The 20697-nt window shown below is 72.6% G+C and carries 22 protein-coding genes; 11 read left to right on the top strand and 11 right to left on the bottom strand.

Annotated features, from left to right (window positions below; genetic code table 11):
• Window positions 1–19 precede the first annotated feature (19 nt).
• The 3 genes from IR155_RS00385 to modA all read right to left on the bottom strand — a co-directional run bounded on the left by IR155_RS00385 (window position 20) and on the right by modA (window position 2886).
• Complete coding sequence (locus IR155_RS00385; protein ID WP_233441044.1) at window positions 20–1204, bottom strand: sulfate/molybdate ABC transporter ATP-binding protein; 1185 nt, start codon at window positions 1202–1204, stop codon at window positions 20–22.
• Window positions 1201–2019, bottom strand: coding sequence for an ABC transporter permease (locus IR155_RS00380; protein ID WP_135112042.1), 819 nt, complete (start codon window positions 2017–2019; stop codon window positions 1201–1203). Before IR155_RS00380 ends, IR155_RS00385 begins: the two co-directional genes overlap by 4 nt.
• Before the next feature lie 105 nt (window positions 2020–2124).
• A complete protein-coding gene (gene modA / locus IR155_RS00375; RefSeq protein ID WP_135112040.1) occupies window positions 2125–2886 on the bottom strand; it encodes a molybdate ABC transporter substrate-binding protein in 762 nt (253 codons plus the stop codon).
• 71 nt (window positions 2887–2957) lie between these two features.
• Here modA and IR155_RS00370 point away from each other — a divergent pair, with 71 nt between their 5' ends.
• The 5 genes from IR155_RS00370 (at window position 2958) to IR155_RS00350 (ending at window position 6383) form a co-directional block, all read left to right on the top strand.
• Entirely contained in the window at window positions 2958–4079 is a 1122-nt protein-coding gene (locus IR155_RS00370; RefSeq protein ID WP_135112038.1) for a ThiF family adenylyltransferase, read from the top strand.
• Window positions 4076–5323, top strand: coding sequence for a molybdopterin molybdotransferase MoeA (locus tag IR155_RS00365; protein WP_135112036.1), 1248 nt, complete (start codon window positions 4076–4078; stop codon window positions 5321–5323). Before IR155_RS00370 ends, IR155_RS00365 begins: the two co-directional genes overlap by 4 nt.
• A gap of 67 nt (window positions 5324–5390) precedes the next feature.
• Window positions 5391–5861: a cyclic pyranopterin monophosphate synthase MoaC gene (gene moaC, locus IR155_RS00360; RefSeq protein WP_135112034.1), complete on the top strand. Its 471-nt coding sequence runs from the start codon at window positions 5391–5393 to the stop codon at window positions 5859–5861.
• A gap of 1 nt (window position 5862) precedes the next feature.
• Window positions 5863–6153, top strand: a complete 291-nt coding sequence (locus IR155_RS00355) for a DUF6457 domain-containing protein (protein WP_135112032.1) — start codon at window positions 5863–5865, stop codon at window positions 6151–6153.
• A complete protein-coding gene (locus IR155_RS00350) occupies window positions 6150–6383 on the top strand; it encodes a MoaD/ThiS family protein (protein ID WP_135112030.1) in 234 nt (77 codons plus the stop codon). Before IR155_RS00355 ends, IR155_RS00350 begins: the two co-directional genes overlap by 4 nt.
• A 6-nt stretch (window positions 6384–6389) precedes the next feature.
• On the opposite strand, the gene IR155_RS00345 is transcribed toward IR155_RS00350, so the two are convergent.
• From IR155_RS00345 to IR155_RS00335, 3 genes are all read right to left on the bottom strand, one after another.
• A complete protein-coding gene (locus IR155_RS00345) occupies window positions 6390–7250 on the bottom strand; it encodes an NAD(P)H-binding protein (protein ID WP_135112028.1) in 861 nt (286 codons plus the stop codon).
• Between the two features lie 149 nt (window positions 7251–7399).
• Window positions 7400–7834 carry a molybdenum cofactor biosynthesis protein MoaE gene (locus tag IR155_RS00340; RefSeq protein WP_135112026.1) on the bottom strand — a complete coding sequence of 145 codons (435 nt, stop codon included), beginning with the start codon at window positions 7832–7834 and terminating at the stop codon, window positions 7400–7402.
• Entirely contained in the window at window positions 7831–8325 is a 495-nt protein-coding gene (locus tag IR155_RS00335) for a MogA/MoaB family molybdenum cofactor biosynthesis protein (RefSeq protein WP_167760675.1), read from the bottom strand. Before IR155_RS00335 ends, IR155_RS00340 begins: the two co-directional genes overlap by 4 nt.
• Window positions 8326–8522: 197 nt before the next feature.
• Between IR155_RS00335 and IR155_RS00330 the strand changes: the two genes are divergently transcribed.
• Genes IR155_RS00330 through IR155_RS00320 form a run of 3 tightly spaced genes read left to right on the top strand, consistent with a single transcriptional unit; the run spans window position 8523 to window position 13589 of the window.
• Window positions 8523–9941, top strand: coding sequence for an MFS transporter (locus tag IR155_RS00330; RefSeq protein WP_135112024.1), 1419 nt, complete (start codon window positions 8523–8525; stop codon window positions 9939–9941).
• A gap of 10 nt (window positions 9942–9951) precedes the next feature.
• A complete protein-coding gene (locus tag IR155_RS00325) occupies window positions 9952–11511 on the top strand; it encodes an FAD-dependent oxidoreductase (protein ID WP_135112022.1) in 1560 nt (519 codons plus the stop codon).
• Window positions 11508–13589, top strand: a complete 2082-nt coding sequence (locus IR155_RS00320) for a molybdopterin oxidoreductase family protein (RefSeq protein ID WP_267899505.1) — start codon at window positions 11508–11510, stop codon at window positions 13587–13589. Before IR155_RS00325 ends, IR155_RS00320 begins: the two co-directional genes overlap by 4 nt.
• A gap of 104 nt (window positions 13590–13693) precedes the next feature.
• Here IR155_RS00320 and trmD read toward each other — a convergent pair whose 3' ends face one another.
• From trmD to rpsP, 4 genes are read right to left on the bottom strand one after another with little or no spacing between them, the layout of a single operon-like run.
• Window positions 13694–14407, bottom strand: a complete 714-nt coding sequence (gene trmD / locus IR155_RS00315) for a tRNA (guanosine(37)-N1)-methyltransferase TrmD (protein ID WP_135112018.1) — start codon at window positions 14405–14407, stop codon at window positions 13694–13696.
• 5 nt (window positions 14408–14412) lie between these two features.
• Window positions 14413–15003 (bottom strand): ribosome maturation factor RimM, encoded by a 591-nt coding sequence (gene rimM, locus IR155_RS00310; RefSeq protein ID WP_135112016.1) that lies wholly within the window; start codon window positions 15001–15003, stop codon window positions 14413–14415.
• 1 nt (window position 15004) lies between these two features.
• Window positions 15005–15235, bottom strand: a complete 231-nt coding sequence (locus IR155_RS00305; protein ID WP_135112014.1) for an RNA-binding protein — start codon at window positions 15233–15235, stop codon at window positions 15005–15007.
• A gap of 2 nt (window positions 15236–15237) precedes the next feature.
• The gene (rpsP, locus tag IR155_RS00300) at window positions 15238–15663 is read right to left on the bottom strand and encodes a 30S ribosomal protein S16 (protein WP_135112012.1); all 426 of its coding nucleotides are present in this window, start codon (window positions 15661–15663) and stop codon (window positions 15238–15240) included.
• Between the two features lie 195 nt (window positions 15664–15858).
• On the opposite strand from rpsP, the gene IR155_RS00295 reads away from it, so the two are divergent.
• Window positions 15859–17040, top strand: a complete 1182-nt coding sequence (locus IR155_RS00295; protein WP_135112010.1) for a glutamate--cysteine ligase — start codon at window positions 15859–15861, stop codon at window positions 17038–17040.
• Window positions 17041–17046: 6 nt separating this feature from the next.
• Here IR155_RS00295 and IR155_RS00290 read toward each other — a convergent pair whose 3' ends face one another.
• The gene (locus IR155_RS00290; RefSeq protein WP_135112008.1) at window positions 17047–18033 is read right to left on the bottom strand and encodes a sugar-binding transcriptional regulator; all 987 of its coding nucleotides are present in this window, start codon (window positions 18031–18033) and stop codon (window positions 17047–17049) included.
• 86 nt (window positions 18034–18119) lie between these two features.
• Between IR155_RS00290 and IR155_RS00285 the strand changes: the two genes are divergently transcribed.
• A complete protein-coding gene (locus IR155_RS00285; protein ID WP_135112006.1) occupies window positions 18120–19844 on the top strand; it encodes a glycerol-3-phosphate dehydrogenase/oxidase in 1725 nt (574 codons plus the stop codon).
• A 78-nt stretch (window positions 19845–19922) separates the two neighbouring features.
• The gene (locus IR155_RS00280; protein ID WP_135112004.1) at window positions 19923–20678 is read left to right on the top strand and encodes an MIP/aquaporin family protein; all 756 of its coding nucleotides are present in this window, start codon (window positions 19923–19925) and stop codon (window positions 20676–20678) included.
• Window positions 20679–20697 lie beyond the last annotated feature (19 nt).

Below are 20697 nucleotides of genomic sequence, written 5' to 3'. Positions count from 1 at the left end.
CGGGCCCCGGCGGCGCGCGTCACCCGTCCGCGAGAAGGCGCACATCCGAGCGATCGACGGAAAGACGCACGGGATCGCCGGGCCCGAGCCCCAGCGCCGCGAGCTGGGCGGCCGGGACGTCGACCACGACGTCGGGCTTGGCGGTGTGCACTCGCGCGCCCCCGGGGGTCGGCTCGAGCCGCGTCACCCGAGCCAGCCACTCGCCGACCGCGCTCGGCTGGTCGCGAGCGACGCGCACGGCCCCGGTCCAGGTGCTCTCCTCCGCGCGCGCGAGGCGGACGTCCGCCGGACGGAAGACCGCCACGAGAGCCGCGCCGTCCTGCTCCGCGGCGGGTTCGGCGGACGCGAGCCGGATGTCGCCGTCGATCCCGGGGGCGCGCCAGAGCCCGCCGTCGGCGGCACCGGTCACGCGGTTGAGCCCGGCGGCCGCGGCGACGAAGCGCGTCGCGGGAGCGGCGAGCACGCGGCTCACGAGCCCGCGCTGCATCACGCGGCCTCCTTCGATCACCACGACCTGGCGCGCGAGGGCGGCCGCGTCGAATGCGTCGTGCGTGACCACGAGGGTGGTGGTGCGCGTCGAGGAGAGCTGATCGTGCACCACGGCCCGGGTCTCGGCGGCCGTCTCGGCGTCGAGGCCCGTGAGCGGCTCGTCGAGCAGCAGCAGCCGCGGGGAGACGGCGAGGGCCCTCGCGAGTGCGACGCGCTGCTGCTGACCGCCCGAGAGCTCGCGGGGGCGATGGGAGCCGGACCCGGAGAGCCCGACGCGCCAGAGCCACTCGTCGGCGACCTGGCGGGCCCGGTCCTTGGCAAGGCCGCGCACCGCGAGACCGAATGCGACGTTGTCGCGCACCGACAGGTGCGGGAACAGCCGGGCGTCCTGACCGAGCATCACGACGCCGCGGGTCGCGGCGGACGGGTGGCGGCGACGTGTGACGAGGGTGCCGTCCGCGAGCCGGATGCTTCCCTCCGTCAGGCGCACCGCGCCGGCGATGGCCGCCAGCAGCGTCGACTTCCCCGCCCCGCTCGGCCCCATCACGGCCGTCACCTCGCCCTGCGAGACGGTCAGTTCGGCCTCGAGCCGGAAGTCCCCGCGCTGCACCGCCAGGTCCGCGATCAGCGCGACGCCGGGGCCGAGAGCGCTCTCCGTCCCCTCGCTCGTGCGCCGGCGACCCCTCAGCGCCACGCGGCGCGCCGGCGCGCTCACCGCACGCTCCCCGGCCGCCACGCGCGCACGAGAAGGAGCACCGCGATCGCGGTGACGAGCAGCAGGAGCGACAGCGCCACCGCCGGCCCCTGCCCGACGCCCGAGCCGTTGAACGCGGTGTAGATGGCGAGCGGCATCGTCTGCGTCACGCCCGGGTTGTTGCCGGCGAACAGCGCCGTCGCGCCGAACTCGCCGATCGCGCGCGCGAAGCAGAGCACAAGGCCCGCCACCAGCCCGGGCGCCGCGAGCGGGAGCGTGATGCGCCGCAGCGTCGCCCAGCGGCCGGCGCCGAGAGCTGCGGCCGTGCGCTCGTACTCCACGCCCACCGCGCGCACGGCGCCCTCGACGGCCAGCACCAGGAAGGGCAGCGCGACGAACACCTGGGCGACCACCACGGCGGCGGTCGTGAAGGGGAGTCCGAGGCCGATCCCCTCGAGCCAGCGGCCGACCGGGCCCGACCGCCCGAACAGGAACAGCAGCGCGACGCCGCCCACCATCGGGGGAAGCACGAGCGGGACGGTCACGAGCACGCGCAGGATGGCCGCGAGCCACGGCCGGGCGCGCGCGATCAGGATGGCGAGCGGAAGACCCAGGATCAGGCAGATGACCGTGGCGATGGCACCCGTCACCAGCGACAGGGTGAGCGCGCTCAGCGACTCGGGGGCCGTGACATCCGCCCAGAGCGTTCCCCATTCGGCACGCACGATGAGCCCGCCGAGCGGGACGACGAGCAGAGCGAGGGCAAAGATCGCCGGCAGCGCCAGGATGCGGGGCAGGTTCCCCGCGGGCGCGCGATCGTCACTGCGTGCGGTCATCGACGGAATCCCAGGCGCATGCACACCCTCCGATCTTGGCGCGGATGCCGCCGGGTGCACAGCCATCGGGCCGGATCCGGGGAGTCGTGTCCATCGGGTCCGCGCTCACGGCCCATCGAAGCCGTGCTCGGCGAGGACCCGGCGCCCCACCTCGCCGCGGACCAGCGCGACGAATGCCTCGGCCGCCGCGGGATTGCGCGCGTCGCGGAGCGCGGCCACCGGGTAGCGGTTCACGACGTCCTCCGCTCCTTCCGCGGGGACCGCGTCGACCGCGGCGCGCGCGACGTCCGTGCGGTAGACGAGCCCGGCGTCCGCCTCGCCCGCCGCGACCTTCGCCAGCACGGCGCCGACGTTCTGCTCCTCGCTCGCCGGGTCGACGGTGACGCCCGCGCGCTCCAGCAGCGCGCCGCTCGCCGCGCCGCAGGGCACCTCACGGGCGCACAGGACGACGGTGACGGACGGATCGGCGAGATCCGCGAGCCCTCCGATCCCCGCAGGATTGCCCCGCGGCACCGCGATCACCAGCGTGTTCGTGGCGAACACGGCGGGATCGCGCACGAGGTCCGCGACGCGCTCCATCGTCGACTCGTCGGCGCTCGCGAAGACGTCGGCGGGCGCCCCCTCGGCGATCTGCGTGGCGAGCACCTGCGAGCCGTCGAGCACCGGAGGACGCACGTCCACGCCGGGATGCGCCGCCTCGAACTCGGCCGCGAGCTCCTCGAAGGCGGGCCCGAGCGAGGCCGCGGCGTAGACCGTCAGCTCGCCGCCGATGCCGTCCGACTCTCCGGCATCGCGGGCGCATCCGGAGAGACCGAGAGCCACCGCCACGACACCTGCCAGGATCGCCGTCACGCGCGCAGCTCGCATCCTCCGATCCTGACACGTCGCGGGCACCCCACCCCCGTGCCAGGGCGGGGCGGCCCCCGTAGGCTGTGCGCATGTCCCCCCTTCCCCCTCTCGTGGAGCCGGTCGCGGCGCTCACCCCCGACGAGCGCGCGCGCACCGCGCGCCACCACGTGCTCGTCCCGCTCGGCGAGCTCGGTCAGCGACGCCTCGCCGCGGCGCACGTGGCGATCGTCGGCGCCGGAGGGCTCGGCTCCCCCGCGGTGCTCGCACTCGCCGCAGCCGGCGTCGGGACCCTGACCGTGATCGACGACGACGTCGTCGAGCTCTCGAACCTGCAGCGCCAGCTGATGCACCGCGTCGCCGATGTCGGGGCCGCCAAGGTCGACAGTGCCGCGCGCGCCGCCCGCGACCTCGCCCCCGAGGCGCGCGTGCACACCGTGCGCGAGCGCCTCACCCCCGGCAACGCCGAGCGCCTCCTGTCCGGGGCGGACATCGTCCTCGACGGCAGCGACACCTTCGACACGCGCGAGGCCGTCGCCGCCTCGACCGAGCGGCTCGGCCTGCCCCTGGTGTGGGGGACCGTGCAGGGGTTCGACGCGCAGGTCACCGTGTTCTGGTCGGCACCGCCCGCCGGAGCGGCCCCGGTCCGGCTCGCCGACCTCTACCCCACCGGCAGCGCCGGCGACGTGCCGACGTGCGCCGAAGTGGGCGTGCTCGGCTCGCTCTGCCTGCAGGTCGGCGCCCTCATGGCGACCCAGGCGATCCAGCTGATCGCCGGCATCGGAGATCCCCTGCTCGGCCGCGTCCTGGTGATCGACGGCCTGCACACGCGGCAGCGCGAGGTGCCGCTGCGGGCGTCGCGCGCCGCTGCTGCCACCGCGAGCCCGCGCTTCCGCGCCTCCGACCTCGCCGCCGCGCTCAGCGAGCGCGATGCGCCCCTCGTCGTCGACGTCCGCGAGGACGAGGAGGTGCGCGAGGGGATGATCGCCGGCGCGCTTCACGTGCCGCTCGGCGAGATCCGCACGGCACCGGATGCGGTCGCCCGTCGCATCGCCGATACCGCCGGCGGTCGCCGGGTCGCGGTGGTGTGCAAGGGCGGCGTGCGCTCGGCCGAGGCGGTCACCCTCCTCGCCGCCGCGGGACTCGACGCGGTCTCGGTCGACGGCGGCATGCTCGCCTGGACGGGGCCGCTCGCGCAGCCGGTGACGGCATGACGGACGACCTGCTGACGATCGAGCAGCACCTCGAGCGCATCCTGGCGGCGGTCGTGCCCACCGGCACGATCACGCTGTCCCTCGCCGGCGCCGCTGGCCTCACGCTCACCGAGCCCGTTCACGCACGCGTGGATGTTCCCGTGTTCGACAACTCGGGCATGGACGGCTTCGCGGTCCGCTTCGCCGACGTCGCGCACGCCTCGCCCGACGCGCCGGTCGAGCTGCGGGTCGTCGCCGACCTTCCCGCCGGCTCGGGCGACGACCCGGCGATCGCCGCGGGCGAGGCCGTCCGCATCATGACCGGGTCGCCCGTCCCCTCGGCCGCCGACGCGATCGTCCCGTTCGAGGACACCGCCGGTGGGCTGGCGGACTCCCTCGGCTCCGTCTCGGTGCGGCGCGCTCCCCGCGCGGCCGGCGCGCACGTCCGGCGCCGCGGCGAGGACCTCCGCTCGGGCGACGTCGTGCTTCCCGTCGGCACCGAGCTGGGCCCGCTGCAGCTCTCCGCCGCCGCGGCGGCGGGCGTCGATCGCGTGATCGTGGCCCGGCCGCCGCGCGTGATCGTCATCTCCACCGGCAGCGAGCTCGTCGAGCCGGGCGCGCAGCTCGAGCGCGGGCAGATCCCCGAGTCGAACTCGACGCTGCTCGCGGGCCTCGTACGGGCGACGGGCGCCGAGCTGATGCGCGCGACGTGCGTGTCGGATGATCCGGATGAGTTCCGCGCGCTGCTCGCGAGCGGAACGGATGCCGACCTCGTCATCACCTCGGGCGGGGTGAGCGCCGGCGCGTACGAGGTGGTCAAGCAGGTGCTCGGGTCTTCCGACGACGGGGCCGAGATCGTCTTCGCCAAGGTCGCGATGCAGCCCGGCAAGCCGCAGGCGTTCGGGCGGCTCTCGACCGGTGCGCTCCTGTTCGGCCTGCCGGGGAACCCGGTGAGCGTCGCGGTCTCCTTCGAGGCGTTCGTCCGTCCCGCGCTCCTGGCGATGCAGGGCCGCGCCCAGCTGCAGCGGCCCGTCATCCGCCTCCCCGCCGCGGCCGCGTGGCGCACGCCCGTCGGACGGCGCCAGTACCTGCCTGCGGTGATCGACCGCAGCGACCCCGCGCGCTGGACGGTGCGCCCCGCGACCTCCGGCGGATCCGGATCGCATCTCGCCGCCGGCCTCGCTCATGCCGAGGCGTACGCTGTCGTCCCCGCCGAGACGGAGGCCGTCGCGGAGGGCGACCTCGTCGATGTCATGCTGATCTGATGGGATCGCCTGACATGGCGATCCGTCCCGCCGGGAGTTGCCCGATCCACGAAGGGAGCGCATCCACGTGAGCTTCACCCATCTCGATTCCCGCGGTCACGCGCGCATGGTCGACGTGACCGAGAAGCAGCCGACGGTCCGCTCGGCGACCGCCTGCGGCTTCGTCCGCGTCGCACCGGAGACGGTGGCGGCACTGCGCGACGGCGCGGTTCCCAAGGGCGACGTGCTGGCGGTCGCGCGCATCGCGGGCATCCAGGGCGCCAAGAAGTGCGCCGACCTGCTGCCGCTGGCGCACGTGATCGGCGTGCACGGCGCGACCGTCGACCTGGCGATCGAGGACGACGGCGTCGCGATCGAGGCGACCGTGCGCACCGCCGACCGCACGGGCGTCGAGATGGAGGCCCTCACGGCGGTGACGATCGCCGCCCTCTCGATCGTCGACATGGTCAAGGGGATCGACCGTTCGGCGCTCATCGAGAGCGCCCGCATCGTCGCGAAGACGGGCGGGCGCAGCGGATCCTGGACACGGGAGGCCTGACATGTCCGACCGCACCCTGCCGCCGGAGGCGCTGGATGACTGGGCCCGCGCCGCGGCCGAACGACTGGGCCTTGACCCGGGCGAGGTGCCGGTCACGCTGATCCTCGATCTCGCACGCGATGTCGCCCACGGCGTCGCGCGCCCGGCGGCGCCGCTGACGGCCTTCCTCGCCGGCCTCGCCGCGGGACGCGCGGGCGGATCGCCGGCGGACGTGGAGAGCGCCGTCGCGGAGGTCGTGGCGCTCGCGAAGGCGTGGGGCGATGTATCGAGCGAGCGAGGCGAGTCGAGATGACCCGCGTCCGCTACTTCGCCGCAGCCGAGGAGGCCGCCGGCCGCGCCGAGGAGCAGCGCTCCGAGGCCACCCTCGGCGAGCTTCGCGCCGCGCTCGCGGCCGAGTATCCCGGCCTCGGCGGAATCCTTCCCCGCTGTGCAGTGCTCGTCGACGGCGAACGACGCGACGACGAGGCGACGCTTGCGGACGCCGAGACCGTCGACGTCCTTCCGCCCTTCGCGGGCGGCTGAGCGAGGTCAGGCCGCGGCGACCCTTGTCACCAGGGCCTCATCGACCGCTTCGGCGAGCGTCATCGGCCGACGGCCGCTGAGCTCGGCCAGCGCCGACGACCCGGTCTCGAGGGCACCCCGCGCGATCGCGGCATCGAGCTCGACAGCCTGAGCCGCGTCGTCCGCCGGGACTCCCTCGGCCACGAGTGCCGAGCGCAGCGCCTCGCCCTCCCGCGCGCGGAACGCGACCTGCCGCCCCGAGACGCGCGACAGCTCCCGCGCGTACTCGGCGAGGCCGAACGGCTCGCCGCCGAGTTCGTACACGCGCCCGGCCCACGGCGTCAGGATCGCGGCGGCGGCGGCCTCCGCGTAGTCGCGACGGTGGGCGGCCGACACCCGGCCCGAGCCGCCGATGACCTCGCCGCGCGCGACGTCGTCCGCTGCCCGCTCCATGTACGTGTCGAGGTACGGGCCGTTGCGCAGGATCGTCGTCGGGATCCCGGCGCGACCGAGCTCGCGCTCCGTCTCGCGATGCTCGCGCGCGATCGCGAGGTCCTCGGTCTCCGCGCCGAGCATGCTCGTGTAGACGATGCAGCCGACCCAGGCGCGCTTCGCGGCGGCGATGACGTTGCGGTGCTGCCGGAGGCGCCGCCCGACCTCGGTGCCGGCGACGAGCAGCAGACGCTCGACGCCGCGGAACGCGAGATCCAGCGACTCGGGGTCGTCGTAATCGGCCTGACGGACCGTGACGGCCCGATCCCGGAACCGCACACCCTCGGGAGTCCGGGTGATGGCGACGATGTCGGTGGGCGAGACGCCCCGCTCGACGAGCGCGTCGATCACGAATGAGCCGAGTCGTCCGCTTGCTCCGGTGACTGCGATGGACATGATGGTCCTCCCGTCGTCCGGCTCTCTCCGATGAGATCCGGTTTCTTCCGAGAATGCGCCGCCGGGACCCCCTTTGCAACGACCTTCGAGCGCGAGGATCCCGGGTTCTTTCACATCCGGAAGGAACCGCCCGCTCGCGGCCCGCGATTCTAGCCGCCGAGACCCTTCCACTCCGCCGTGCCGTCGGCCTCGAGCTGCCGCTTCCAGACGGGCAGCTCGCGCTTGATGTCCTCGATCACGTCGCGGCACGCCGCGAACGCCTCGCCCCGATGCGCGGCGGCGACCGCGATGACGACCGCTGCCTCCCCCACCTCGAGCCGCCCGATCCGGTGGCTCACCGCGACGATCGCGCCGTGGGCGTCCGCCGCACGGGACGCGAGCGCCTGCAGCGCCGCCTCGGCATCGGGGTGAGCGGTGTACTCCAGCGCCGCCACGGGGCCGCGCGCATCCGGATCGTGATCGCGCACGCGCCCCACGAACGACGTCTCCGCCCCCATCCGCGGGTCGTCGATCGCCGCGAGGTGATCCTCGAGGCGGATCGGATCGGACGAGATCCGCGCGATCCGGACAGCGCCGTCGGTCACGCGTGGTCACCGCCCGCGAGCTGCGAGGAGACGTGCCTCGCAAGCGAGAGCACAACGGGCATGCCGCTGCGCACCGCGGCCGGGGATCCGGGGAGGTTCACGATGAGCGCACCGCGCGCGACGCCGGCGAGCCCCCGCGACAGCAGCCCCGCGGGCTTCTCGGCCGCGCCGATCCGGCGCAGCTCCTCGGCGATGCCCGGGATCTCGCGCTCGAGCACCGCACGCGTGCCCTCGGGCGTCTCGTCCCGCGGACCGAGGCCCGTGCCGCCGGTGGTGACGATGACGTCGGCGCCGGCCGTGATCATGGCGATCAGCGCGCGCTCGACGCTCTCCGCGCCGTCCGGCACGACCACCGCGTCGTCGCAGTCGAAGCCCGCGACGCGCAGCGCCGCGACGGCCTCGGGACCCGAGAGGTCCTCCCGCTCACCTCGCGCCGATCGGTCGCTCACCGTGATGACGGCCGCGCGCAGGGGGATGTCTCGTTCATCCATGTCCCGAGTCTAAGGACGTCGCGCCCGGCCTGCGCAGGCGCATCCGGCCATGTTTCCGGCGTGTAAAGAACGACTCAACCGGCCGCACCGCCCGCGGTGATCGAAAGGTGATCGAGAGGAAACGGCCGAGCACCCGGCACGGAAACACGCGCGGCATAGCTTTCAGAACACCATCACTGCCCGTCCGAGGAGTCGCCATGGCCACCACCCTGAGCACCACCCCCACGAGCACCACCTCCGCGCCCGACACGACCGCCGCGTCGACGACGTCTCTGACGTTCCGCCCCGGCCGCTGGATCGACGGCTGGAACCCGGAGGACACCACGTTCTGGGCCTCCCAGGGCCGCGCCATCGCGAAGCGGAACCTGCGCTGGTCGATCTTCGCCGAGTTCCTCGGCTTCATCATCTGGCAGCTGTGGAGCATCGTCGTCGTGATGCTTCCGGGTGCCGGCTTCACGCTGTCCACCTCCGAGTCGTTCTGGCTCATCTCGCTGCCGAGCCTCGTCGGGGCCACGCTGCGCTTCCCCTACACGTTCGCCGTCGCGATCTTCGGCGGCCGCAACTGGACCATCGTCTCGGCGGCCCTCCTCCTCATCCCCGCCACCCTGCTGGGCTTCGCGGTGCAGAACCCCGAGACGCCCTTCGGCGTGCTGCTGCTGATCGCGGCCCTCGGCGGCGTCGGCGGCGGCAACTTCGCCAGCTCGATGGCGAACATCACGTACTTCTTCCCGCAGCGGGAGAAGGGCTGGGCCCTCGGCCTCAACGCCGCCGGCGGCAACATCGGAACGGCCGTGGCACAGCTCGCGGTGCCGATCGTCGTCACGCTGGGGGCCGCGGGGACGTTCAACATCCAGCTCGCCGGCTGGATGTGGATCCCGCTGATCCTGCTGGCGATGTGGGGCGCGTTCCGCTTCATGGACAACCTCTCCTCGGCGAAGGCCGACTTCGCCGGCGCCGCGTCGGCGCTGCGCGAGCCGCACCTGTGGGTCATGGCGCTGCTCTACATCGGCACCTTCGGCTCCTTCATCGGCTTCGCCGGCGTCTTCCCGAAGCTGATTGCCGACCAGTTCCCCGAGTTCTCGACGTTCCAGGTGGGAGCCACCTCCCTCACACTCGCCTTCCTCGGCGCGCTGGTGGGCTCGCTCTCGCGCCCGTACGGCGGCAGGCTCGCCGACCGCTTCGGCGGCGCCCGGATGACGATCGTCGCGTTCTCGGCGATGATCCTCGCCACACTCGCGCTCATCCTGACCCTGCCGCTCGCGAGCTTCTGGACGTTCCTCGGCTGCTTCCTCGTGCTGTTCGTCGCGACCGGCATGGGCAACGGCGCGACGTACCGGATGATCCCGAGCATCTTCGCGGCCCGCGGGGCGGCGACGGCCGGCGACCCACACGCGGTGAGCACGCAGCGCAAGGGCGCCGCCGCGCTCGGGCTGATCTCGGCGATCGGCGCCTACGGCGGGTTCGTGATCCCTCAGGTGCTCGGTGCCTCGCAGGCGGCGACGGGTGGGTACACGGCCGCCTTCTGGGGCTTCATCGCGGCCTACGCCGTGATGCTCGCCATCACCGCCCTCGTCTACCTCGTGCCGCGCGCCTCGCTCGCCGGCCACCGGATCTGAGGCGCTCCGGATGAGGATCGTCCCCTCCGCTCCCCTCCGCGTCGTCCTGATCGGCTTCGGCCCCGTCGGGGTGCGCTACGCCGAGGAGCTGCTTCCCGAGATCACCGCGGGCCGCATCCGCCTGACGATCCTGGGAGCGGAGGCGGACGATCCATACAACCGCGTGCTCGTCGCCGAGTACGCAACGGGCGAGCTCGAGCGCGACGATCTCGCCATCGCCGATCCGGCCGAGCTGCGCGCTGCGGGAGCCGACGTCCTCACGGGAGTGCGCGCCACCGCGATCGACCGCGAAACACGCGAGGTCGTCCTCGGCGACGGCCGGCGGGTGCCGTACGACCGCGTGGTGCTCGCCACCGGAGCCCGGGCGACGGTTCCGCCCCTCGACGGGCTCGAGCATGTCGGGCCGGATGCGTCGGGCCTGGACGACGCGCTGACCGAGGGCGTGTGCGTCCTGCGCACGCCCGAGGACGCCGAGCGTGTCCGGTCGGTGGTCGCCACGGGCGGCCGCGTCGTGGTGCTGGGCGCCGGTGTGCTGGGAATCGAGCTCGCGCTGCTGCTTGCGCACGCCGGCGCCGTGCCGAGCGTCGCGCACTTCGGCCCCATGCCCATGCCGCGCCAGCTCGACCGGGGCTCGGCGTCCGTCCTCGCCGCGGCGCTCGAGACGGCAGGCGTCCACGTCGTGCCGCACACGCGCGCCGAGGCGATCATCGCGCGGGCGGACGAGAACGGCGTCCGACGGTTCCACGCCCTCGTGAGTTCGGATGGCCGGCGCATCGAGGGCGACCTGCTGGTCCTCTCGTGCGGGGTGCGCGCCCGCAGCGAGCTGGCCGAGGCCGCCGGCCTCCGCGTCGATCGCGGAGTGCTCGTCGACGACCGGCTGCGGTCGTGGACCGACCCCGCGATCCACGCGATCGGCGACTGCGCCCACATCGGCGATCCGGTGCACCTTCACGACGCCCACGTGCCGGGCGGCCCGAGCGGGCTCGTCGGCCCGGGGTGGCGCCAGGCCGAGTGGCTCGCGCGGGCGCTCCGCGACGAGCTCGACGGGATCGAGACGGCGCCCTTCGCGGAGGACATCCCCGGCGTCGTCGCGCTCAAGGCCGCGCAGGTCGACCTGGTGTCGGCGGGCGACGTGTCCGCCGACCCGTTCGCCCCCGTCCCCGCCGGCGAGGACGCACCCGGCGTGGCGATGTGGGCGGATCCCCAGCACGGCACGTACGTGAAGATGGTCACCCGCGACGGGGCCCTCACCGGCTTCGTCGCCGTGGGCATGCCACGCGCGGGCGCGGAGCTCAGCGTGCTGTACTCGCGGCGCGGCGAGCTGCCGTCCGATCGATCCCTGCTGTTGCGCCTCGACACGGCCGAGGATGCGGGCCCGCGTACCACCGGCCGCGAGGCGACGCTCTGCGTCTGCAACGGCGTCACCGAGGGGACGGTCGAGGACGCGATCGACGACGGCTGCGAGACCGTCGCCGACGTCGGGCGCTGCACCCGCGCCGGCACCGGATGCGGCGGCTGCCGCGCCCGCATCGCCGAGATGATCGGCGCGCGAGAGGCGGCCGCCCTGTGACGGCGTCCCCGGCGGACACGCACTGCCCGTACTGCGCGCTGCAGTGCGCCATGACGCTCACGCCGACCCCCGCCGACGGGCTCCCCGTGTCGGTGGAGGGACGCGACTTCCCGACCAACCGCGGCGGGCTCTGCCGCAAGGGATGGTCGTCCGCCGAACTCCTGACAGCCCCCGACCGGCTCGTCTCTCCGCTGCTCCGGGGCGCCGACGGCGAACTGCACCCGGCCTCGTGGGACGCCGCTCTCGACCTGATCGCCGACCGGATCCGGGAGATCCAGGACCAGAGCGGACGCGACGCGATCGGCGTGTTCGGCGGCGGCGGCCTCACGAACGAGAAGGCGTACCAGCTCGGCAAGTTCGCCCGGATCGCGCTGCGCACCTCGCGCATCGACTACAACGGCCGGTTCTGCATGTCGTCCGCCGCGGCCGCCGCCAACCGCGCCTTCGGCATCGATCGCGGGCTGCCGTTCCCGCTCGAGGACCTCGACACGGCGCACACCATCCTGATGCTCGGATCGAACGTCGGCGACACGATGCCGCCGTTCGTCTCGCACCTCCAGGGTGCCCGCGCCCGCGGCGGACTGATCGTGGTCGATCCTCGGCGCAGCACAACCGCGCGCCTCACCGCAGACGGCGGGGGCCTGCATGTGCAGCCGGTGCCGGGCAGCGACCTCGCGCTGCTGCTCGGGCTCATCCACGTTGTGATCGCCGAGGCGCTCCACGACGCCGACTACGTCACACGCCGCACGAGCGGGTTCGAGGCGCTGCGCCGTTCGGTCTCGATGTGGTGGCCCGAGCGCGCCGAGCAGGTCACGGGCGTGCCCGCGACGGACATCCGATCACTCGCGCGCCGGCTCGCCGAATCCGCATCGACCTACATCCTCACCGGGCGCGGCGTCGAGCAGCACGCCGACGGCACCGACACCGCGACGGCGGCGATCAACCTCGCCCTGCTGCTGGGGCTGCCGGGCCGGCCGGGCAGCGGATACGGCACGCTCACGGGACAGGGGAACGGGCAGGGCGGGCGCGAGCACGGTCAGAAATCGGATCAGCTTCCCGGCTACCGCAGGATCGACGACCCGGATGCGCGCGCCCACGTCGCGGCGGTGTGGGGCGTCGATCCATCGATCATCCCCGGTCCCGGCATCCCCGCCGTGCAGCTGCTGCAGTCGAGCGGGCGCCCCGGCGGGATCCGCGCCCTGCTCGTGCACGGATCGAACGTCGTCGTCTCCTCCCCCGACGTCCAGTCGATCCGCGACGCTCTGGGCCGCCTCGATCTGCTTGTCGTCAGCGACTTCTTCCTGTCGGAGACGGCTCGGCTCGCGGATGTCGTCCTCCCCGTTCTGCAGTGGGCCGAGGAAGAGGGCACGATGACGAACCTCGAGGGCCGTGTGCTGCGCCGGCGCCGTGCCCTCGAGCCGCCCGCGGGCGCCCGCAGCGAGCTGTGGATCATGGCCGAACTCGCGCGCCGGCTCGAGGCGCCCGGGGTGTGGGACCTGGATCCCGCCGTCGTGTTCGACGAGCTCGCGCGCGCCTCCGCCGGGGGCCTCGCCGACTACTCGGGCCTGAGCCACGCGCTGCTCGACGAGGGAGCGGCCGCCCACTGGCCGTATCCGGCGGGCAGCACCGGCACGCCGCGGCTGTTCGCCGACCGCTTCGCCCACGCCGACGGGAGCGCCCGCCTCGTCGCCGTGCGCTCCCGTGCGCCGGAGACACCGCGGGGCGGCGAGCTCAGCCTGATCACTGGTCGTCTTCTCGAGCACTACCAGTCGGGAACGCAGACCCGCCGGGTGGCCGAGCTGGAGGCCGCCCAACCCGAGCTCGTCGCCCAGCTCCACCCCGCCACCGCGCGGGCTCGCGGTCTCGTCGAGGGCGGCCGGGTGCGCCTGGAGAACGCCCGCGGCGCGATCGAGGCCCGTGTCGGCGTCAGCGGCGACATCCGGCCCGACACGGTCTTCCTGCCGTTCCACTTCCCCGATGCGTCCAGCGCCAACCTCCTGACGAGCAGCCGCCTCGACCCGATCTCCTCGATGCCGGAGTTCAAGAACGCCGTCGTCACCGCCACCCGGGTCCCGTAAGGCGCCGAGCAGGCATCCCGCGCGCGATCAGGCATGTACGCGCATGCCCGCTCGCCGCGCGGATGCCTGCTCGGCGCCGGGCGAGGCGCGAGCGAAGCGAGCTATCAATCCGACAGAAGGTCGGGGCGCCGCTCGCGCGTGCGCTCGATGCTCTGCTCGCGGCGCCAGGCGGCGACGGCGCCGTGGTTGCCGCTCAGCAGCACCGGCGGCACCTCCAGGCCGCGCCAGACGGCGGGCTTGGTGTAGATCGGGTACTCGAGCAGGCCGTCCTCGTGCGACTCCTCGACGAGGCTCTCGGGGTTGCCCATAAAACCGGGGATGAGGCGCGTGACGGCCTCGATCATTGCCATCGACGCGACCTCGCCGCCGTTGAGCACGTAGTCGCCGATGCTCACGAGCCGCACACGGCCGACAGCGGCGTAATGGTCGATCACGCGCTGGTCGATTCCCTCGTACCGCCCGCAGGCGAACACCAGCTGCTGCTCCTGGGCGAGTTCTCGCGCCATCGGCTGCCGGAACACCTCACCCGAGGGCGTCGGCACGACGAGCACGGCGTCGTCACCGAGGATCTCGTCGAGCGCCGCGCCCCACGGCTCGGGCTTCATCACCATGCCGGCGCCGCCGCCGTAGGGAGTGTCGTCGACCGTGCGGTGGCGGTCGTGCGTCCAGTCGCGCAGGTCGTGCACCCGCAGGTCGAGAAGGCCCTTCTCGCGGGCCTTGCCGATCAGTGAGACGTCGAGCACGTCGAAGAACGACGGGAAGATCGTGACGATGTCGATCCGGTGTGCTGAGCGAGCGGAGCGAGCCGAAGTGCGCACGGGGATCAGTCCTCGGAAGCGGGCGTCTCCGCCTCGGCGGCCGGCTCGGGCTCGGGCAGCTCCTCGAACAGACCGGCGGGCGGCGTCACGACGACCCTGCCGGCCTCGATGTCGACCTCGGGGACGATCGCGGCGACGAAGGGCACGAGCACCTCGCCCGCACCGGTCTCGACGACGAGAAGATCCTGGGCCGGGAAGTGCTCGACGCGGGCGACCTTGCCCACGACGGCGCCGTCACGCACGACGTCAAGGCCGACGAGCTGGTGGTCGTACCAGGCATCGGGCTCGGCGGGCGCGTCCTCGTCCTCGTCGACCCACAGGATCGCGCGGACCAGGGTATCGGCCGCGTTGCGGTCGTCCACGCCCTCGAAGAAGACGACGGGGCTCTGGTTCATCCAGCGGAACTCGCGCACCGTGATGGACTTGCCGTGCCACTGCGAGTGCTCAGGCACCTGCAGGGTGAACGACGCCCCGGGCACAAAACGGCCGTCGGGGTCGTCGGTGTACAGCTCGAGCTTGAGGGCGCCCTTGAGCCCGTGGGCCTTGACGAGGCGGCCGACACGCAACTGGTTCTTCGCGGGCTTCGCGGCTGCCACGTCAGTCGTCCGCGACGTCGACGCGCACGCGCTTGCCGTCCGCCAGAGCGGCGACGAGCGTGCGCAGTGCCTTCGCGGTACGGCCGCCGCGCCCGATCACCCGGCCACGGTCGTCGGCGTGGACGTGCACTTCCAGCACATCCCCGCGAGACGAGGTGGTCGAGTCGATGCGCACATCATCCGGGTGATCGACGATCCCCTTGACGAGGTGCTCGAGCGCGGCGGCCAGCACGATTACTCGGCGGCCTCGGCCTCGGCGGCCTCATCGGCCGGGGCCTCGGCGGGAGCCGCGGGCTCCTCGGCCTTCTTCTCGACCTTGGGCTTGACGACCGACTTCTTCGAGGAGTCGGCGACGTACTCCGACTTCTCCTCGCGGGTCTTCAGGGTGCTCTTCGCATCCTTGTCGCCCTTGAAGGTGCCCCAGTCGCCCGTGATCTTGAGGATGGCGCGCACCTGCTCGGTCGGCTGGGCGCCGACGGACAGCCAGTACTGCGCACGCTCCGAGTCGACCTCGATGAACGAGGGCTCCTCGGTCGGGTGGTACTTGCCGATCTCCTCGATCACACGGCCGTCGCGCTTGGTGCGCGAGTCGGCGACGACGATGCGGTAGTACGGCGCGCGGATCTTGCCCAGGCGCTTCAGACGGATCTTGACAGCCACGATTCTCCTGTGTGGTGTGTAAAGCGAGACGAACCAGTCGCCAGGTAGTGGGGTGCACACCGGCGGAAGCTCAGAGGAGGACTCAGGGCGCTGGATAGAGGGTCGAGCACCCGGTCCGACCCTCCATTCTGCCAGATGACGGAGGACGTCGCGTACAGGTTGCCGGCAGAGGTCCCGGGCACTCACACTGAGCGGATGACGATCGCATTCGCCACCTCCGCCAGATCCACCGTCGGCATCGAGTGGGAGCTCATGCTCGCCGACGAGGCGACCGGCGACCTCGTGGGCCGCGCCCCTGAGATCATGCCCGCGCTGGAGGAGTCGACGGCCCTCGAGCGGCACACGGTGACGGCCGAGCTGCTGACGAACACGATCGAGGTCACGAGCGGCGTGGGCGACACCGTCGCGGCCGCGGTGGACGACATCTCGGATGCGATCGACGCGGTGCGCACGCAGACCGATCCCCTCGGCATCGAGTTGATGTGCGCCGGCAGCCACCCCTTCGCCCGCTGGTTCGACCAGAAGGTCACCGAGAAGACGCGCTACGAGAAGCTCATCGAGCGCACCCAGTGGTGGGGCCGCAACATGATGATCTGGGGCATCCACGTGCACGTGGGCATCGACCACGTCGACAAGGTCTTCCCGATCATCCACGCCCTGACGGGCTACATCCCCCACCTGCAGGCGCTGTCGGCGTCGAGCCCGTTCTGGGCGGGCGAGCGCACCGGATACGCCTCGAACCGCGCGCTTGTGTTCCAGCAGCTGCCGACCACCGGCCTGCCCTGGCAGCTCGACACCTGGGGTCAGTACGAGAACTACATCGACGACCTCGTTCGCACCGGCGTCATCGCCGACGCCACGGAGGTGCGCTGGGATGTGCGCCCCGCCGCGCACTGGGGGACGATCGAGATCCGCGCGTGCGACGGCATGTCGACCCTGCCGGAGCTCGCCGCCATGGCCGCGATGGTGCAGACGCTCGTCGAGTCGTTCTCGCGCGACCTCGACGAGGGGCGGGAGCTGCCGAGCCTGCAGCCCTGGTACACCCGCGAGAACAAGTGGCGCGCGGCGCGCTACGGGCTCGACGCCGACGTCATCGTCGACCGCGAGGGCACGCAGGTGCCGGTGCGCGAGCACATCCGCGAGACCATCGAGCGCCTCGAGCCGATCGCCGTCGAGCTGAAGTGCGCGCGCGAGCTCGCCGAGATCGGGGCGATCCTCGATCGCGGCGCCAGCTACCAGCGACAGGTGGCGGTCGCGGAGGCCGCGGACGGCGACCTGCGCGAGGTCGCGCGTTCGCTCATCCGCGAGTTCCGCAACGGCCCGACCCTGCGGGAGCGCGTCGGCCTCGGCCGGATCGACGTGCCCCCGGAGGGCTGAGCCGGGTCAGTCCGAGACGAGGTCCCGGGCGAGGGCCTCGTCGACGACGACGTCGGTGACGAGGCCCGCCAGCATCGCGCTGCGCAGGCTCGCGCTCTTGTGCACCCCGGCGGCGACGCAGACCCTCCTCGGCACGCGGCGGAACCGCTCGAGGTCGGGGCCCGTCGCCCGTGCGTTCACGCGGATGTCGCGCCAGGTGCCGTCTCCGCGATAGAACACGGTGGCGACGTCCCCGATCGCCTTGTCCTCGGCGAGGCTCCGGAAGTCCTCCCGCTCGAGGTAACCGCCCGCGTACACCCGGCTCGGCACATCCGCGGCGGGAGAGCCGACGCCGAAGACCGCCAGATCCATCCGCGCCTGGATCTCCAGGACACGCCGGATACTGCGCTCGCGCCACATCGCCGCGCGGGTCGCCGGATCGTCGAAGAACGCCGGCACCGGGAACTGCTGCACTCTCGCGCCGAAGGCCTCGCCGAAGCGCTGCAGGATCTCGCTCGCGTACTCGATGCCGGTCGTCTGCATGTTGCCCGCGCCGTTCAGCTGCACGACCGTCACGTTGTGCAGCTCCTTCGAGGGAAGGTGGCGGCTGAGCGCGCTGAGCGTCGATCCCCACGCCACCCCGACGGTCATGTGCGAGTCGACGAACTGCGGCACCAGGCGCGCCGCCGTCATCGCGACGCGTTCGAGGCGGTCGACCTCGCTGACGGTGCTCGGCATCGGCACCACGTGCGCCGCGACGAGGTAGCGGTCGCGGATCTGCCGCTCGAGGGCGCTGCCGCCGGCCACGGCCGTGATCCGGATGTCGACGATCCCGGTGTCGCGGGCGTACGCGAGGAGCCGGGACACCGATGACCGCGAGACGCCGAGCTCGCTGGCGATCGCCTCCATCGTCCGGTCCTGCATGTAGTACATCTGCGCGGCGGCGAGGGCGTCGCCCGAGCGGCCGCGCCGTCGCCCGCGGGAAGGGCGCCGCTCGCCGGCGATATCGGTCATCCCCTCATTCTGCACGTTTGTGCACTGACGTTGCCACGATGTGCTCATAGGCGCACGCTGGGAGGCGACATGAGAGGACGGCGCTGATGACGGATCCCCTGCCCCAAGCCGAACGGGCCGACGTGACCACGGTGCGCGAGAGCGCGAGGACCACGGTGCTGATCATCGGCGGCGGCATCAACGGCATCTCGACGTTCCGCGACCTCGCGCTGCAGGGCGTGGACGTGCTGCTTGTCGAGCGCGGCGACTTCGCCTCCGGCGCGTCCTCCGCCTCGAGCCACATGATCCACGGCGGCATCCGGTACCTCGAGAACGGCGAGTTCCGATTGGTGAAGGAGTCGGTGCAGGAGCGCAACGGCCTGCTGAAGATCGCCCCCCACTACGTCAAGCCGCTGCGCACGACGATCCCGATCTACTCGACGTTCTCCGGCATCCTCGCGGCGCCGCTGCGCTTCCTGACCCACCGCAGCGGCAAGCCCACCGAGCGCGGCGCGTTCCTGATCAAGATCGGCCTGACGATCTACGACACGTTCTCGCGCGCCGGGGGCACGGTGCCCCGCCACCGCTTCCTCGGGCGCAAGCGCTCGCTGCAGGAGCTGCCGCACCTCGACCCGCGCGTGAAGTACACCGCGACCTACTTCGACGCCTCGATGCACGATCCCGAGCGACTCGCGCTCGACGTGCTGCAGGACGGACTCGAGGCCCACCCGGGCGGTGCGATCGCCCTCAACTACGTCGAGGCCGTGGGTCACGACTCGCGCGGCGTCGTGCTGCGCGACCTCGAGACCGGGACCGAGTTCTCGGTCGCGGCGGATGTCGTCGTCAACGCCTCGGGTCCGTGGACCGACCTCACCAACGACGCGCTCGGCACCGAGACCCGGTTCATGGGCGGCACCAAGGGATCGCACATCGTGCTCGACAACCCCGAGCTGAGCGAGGCGACGGGGGGCCGCGAGATCTTCTTCGAGCACTCGGACGGCCGCATCGTGCTCATCTACCCGCTCAAGGGCCGGGTCATGGTCGGGACGACCGACATCGACGCGGATCCCAGCCAGCCGGTCGTCTGCACCGACGAGGAGATCGACTACTTCTTCGACCTCGTCCACCACGTCTTCCCGAAGGTGACAGTCGACCGCAGCCAGATCGTCTACCACTTCTCCGGCATCCGCCCGCTCCCCCGCCACGAGGACACCGCACCGGGCTTCGTTTCGCGTGACTACCGCGTCGAGGTCGACCGCAAGGCGCTCGCCGCGAGCGACGGCGGCACCCCGCTGGTGAGCCTCGTCGGGGGCAAGTGGACGACGTTCCGCGCGCTCGGCGAGTCGCTCAGCAGCACGGTCCTCGGGCTGCTCGGCCGGCCGCGGCGCGTCCGCACCGCCGGGCGCACGATCGGCGGCGGCCGCGACTTCCCGCGCGGCGAGTCGGATCGCGCCGCCTGGCTGACGACCCGCCTCCCCGGAGCGGGCGAGCGCGCCACCGTGCTGTTCGAGCGCTACGGAACGCGCGCCGCCGACGTGTGGGCATTCATCGGCGAGCACGACGACCGGGCGCTCGGGCACGGCGGACTCTCCACCGGGGAGCTCGCGTGGATGGTCGAGCGCGAGCACGTCGTCCACCTCGCCGACGTCATCCTGCGCCGCACGTCGATCGCCTTCACCGGCGACGCCTCGTCGAAGGCGCTCGATGACATCGCCTCGGCACTCGCCCCGCTGCTCGGCTGGGACGACCGACGCCGCGACGCCGAGATCGCCGAGACGGCGACCCTGCTGCGCGAGCAGCACGGGGTGGAGCTGACCCCCGCCGGAACCTGAACCCTCGATGCCGCACAGGCGGCAGCGAGTACCCCCAGATCGCGCAGAGAAGCGCGCGCATGAAAGGTCGATGAAGACATGCAAGATGTGAATCTCGGGCTCTACTTCCTGTCCGAGCTCGTGGGCACAGCCATGCTGATCCTGCTCGGTGCGGGTGTCGTGGCGAATGCGATCCTCGTCAAGGCCAAGGGCTTCGGCACCGGGTTCCTGATGATCAACTGGGGATGGGGTCTCGCGGTCTTCGCGGGTGTCCTGGTCTCCGCGTACTCCGGCGCGATCCTCAACCCCGCTGTCGGCATCGGTCTGCTGATCCGGGGCACGATCGACTTCCCCATGTTCCTCGTCGCGACCGCCGCCGAGCTCGTCGGCGCCATCCTCGGCGCGGTCCTCGCGTGGGCTGCCTACAAGCAGCACCTCGATGAGGAGGAGGACCCGGGCGCCAAGCTCGGCGTCTTCTCGACGGGCCCTGCGATCCGCTCGTACGGCTGGAACCTCGTGACCGAGATCATCGGCACGTTCGTGCTGGTGTTCGTCATCTTCGCCTTCGCCGACTACGGCGACGTCGAGGTCGGCGTGCCCGGAGGCCTCGGCCCCCTGGCCGCACTTCCCGTCGCGCTCCTCGTGGTCGGCATCGGCGCCTCGCTCGGTGGCCCCACCGGCTACGCGATCAACCCCGCCCGTGACCTCGGCCCCCGCATCGCGCACGCGATCCTGCCGATCAAGGGCAAGGGATCGAGCGACTGGTCCTACGCGTGGGTGCCGGTCGTCGGCCCCCTGATCGGCGGCGCCCTCGCCGCTCTCGCGGCTCCCGTCCTGCTGAGCCTCGCGTCCTGAAGTCCGAATTCAAAGGAGA

The sequence above is a fragment of the Microbacterium paludicola genome (assembly GCF_015235415.1).
GTDB classification, from domain to species: domain Bacteria; phylum Actinomycetota; class Actinomycetes; order Actinomycetales; family Microbacteriaceae; genus Microbacterium; species Microbacterium paludicola.
The sequence above is the reverse complement of the archived record's forward strand: the minus strand, read 5'-3'. Positions and strand labels throughout refer to the sequence as shown.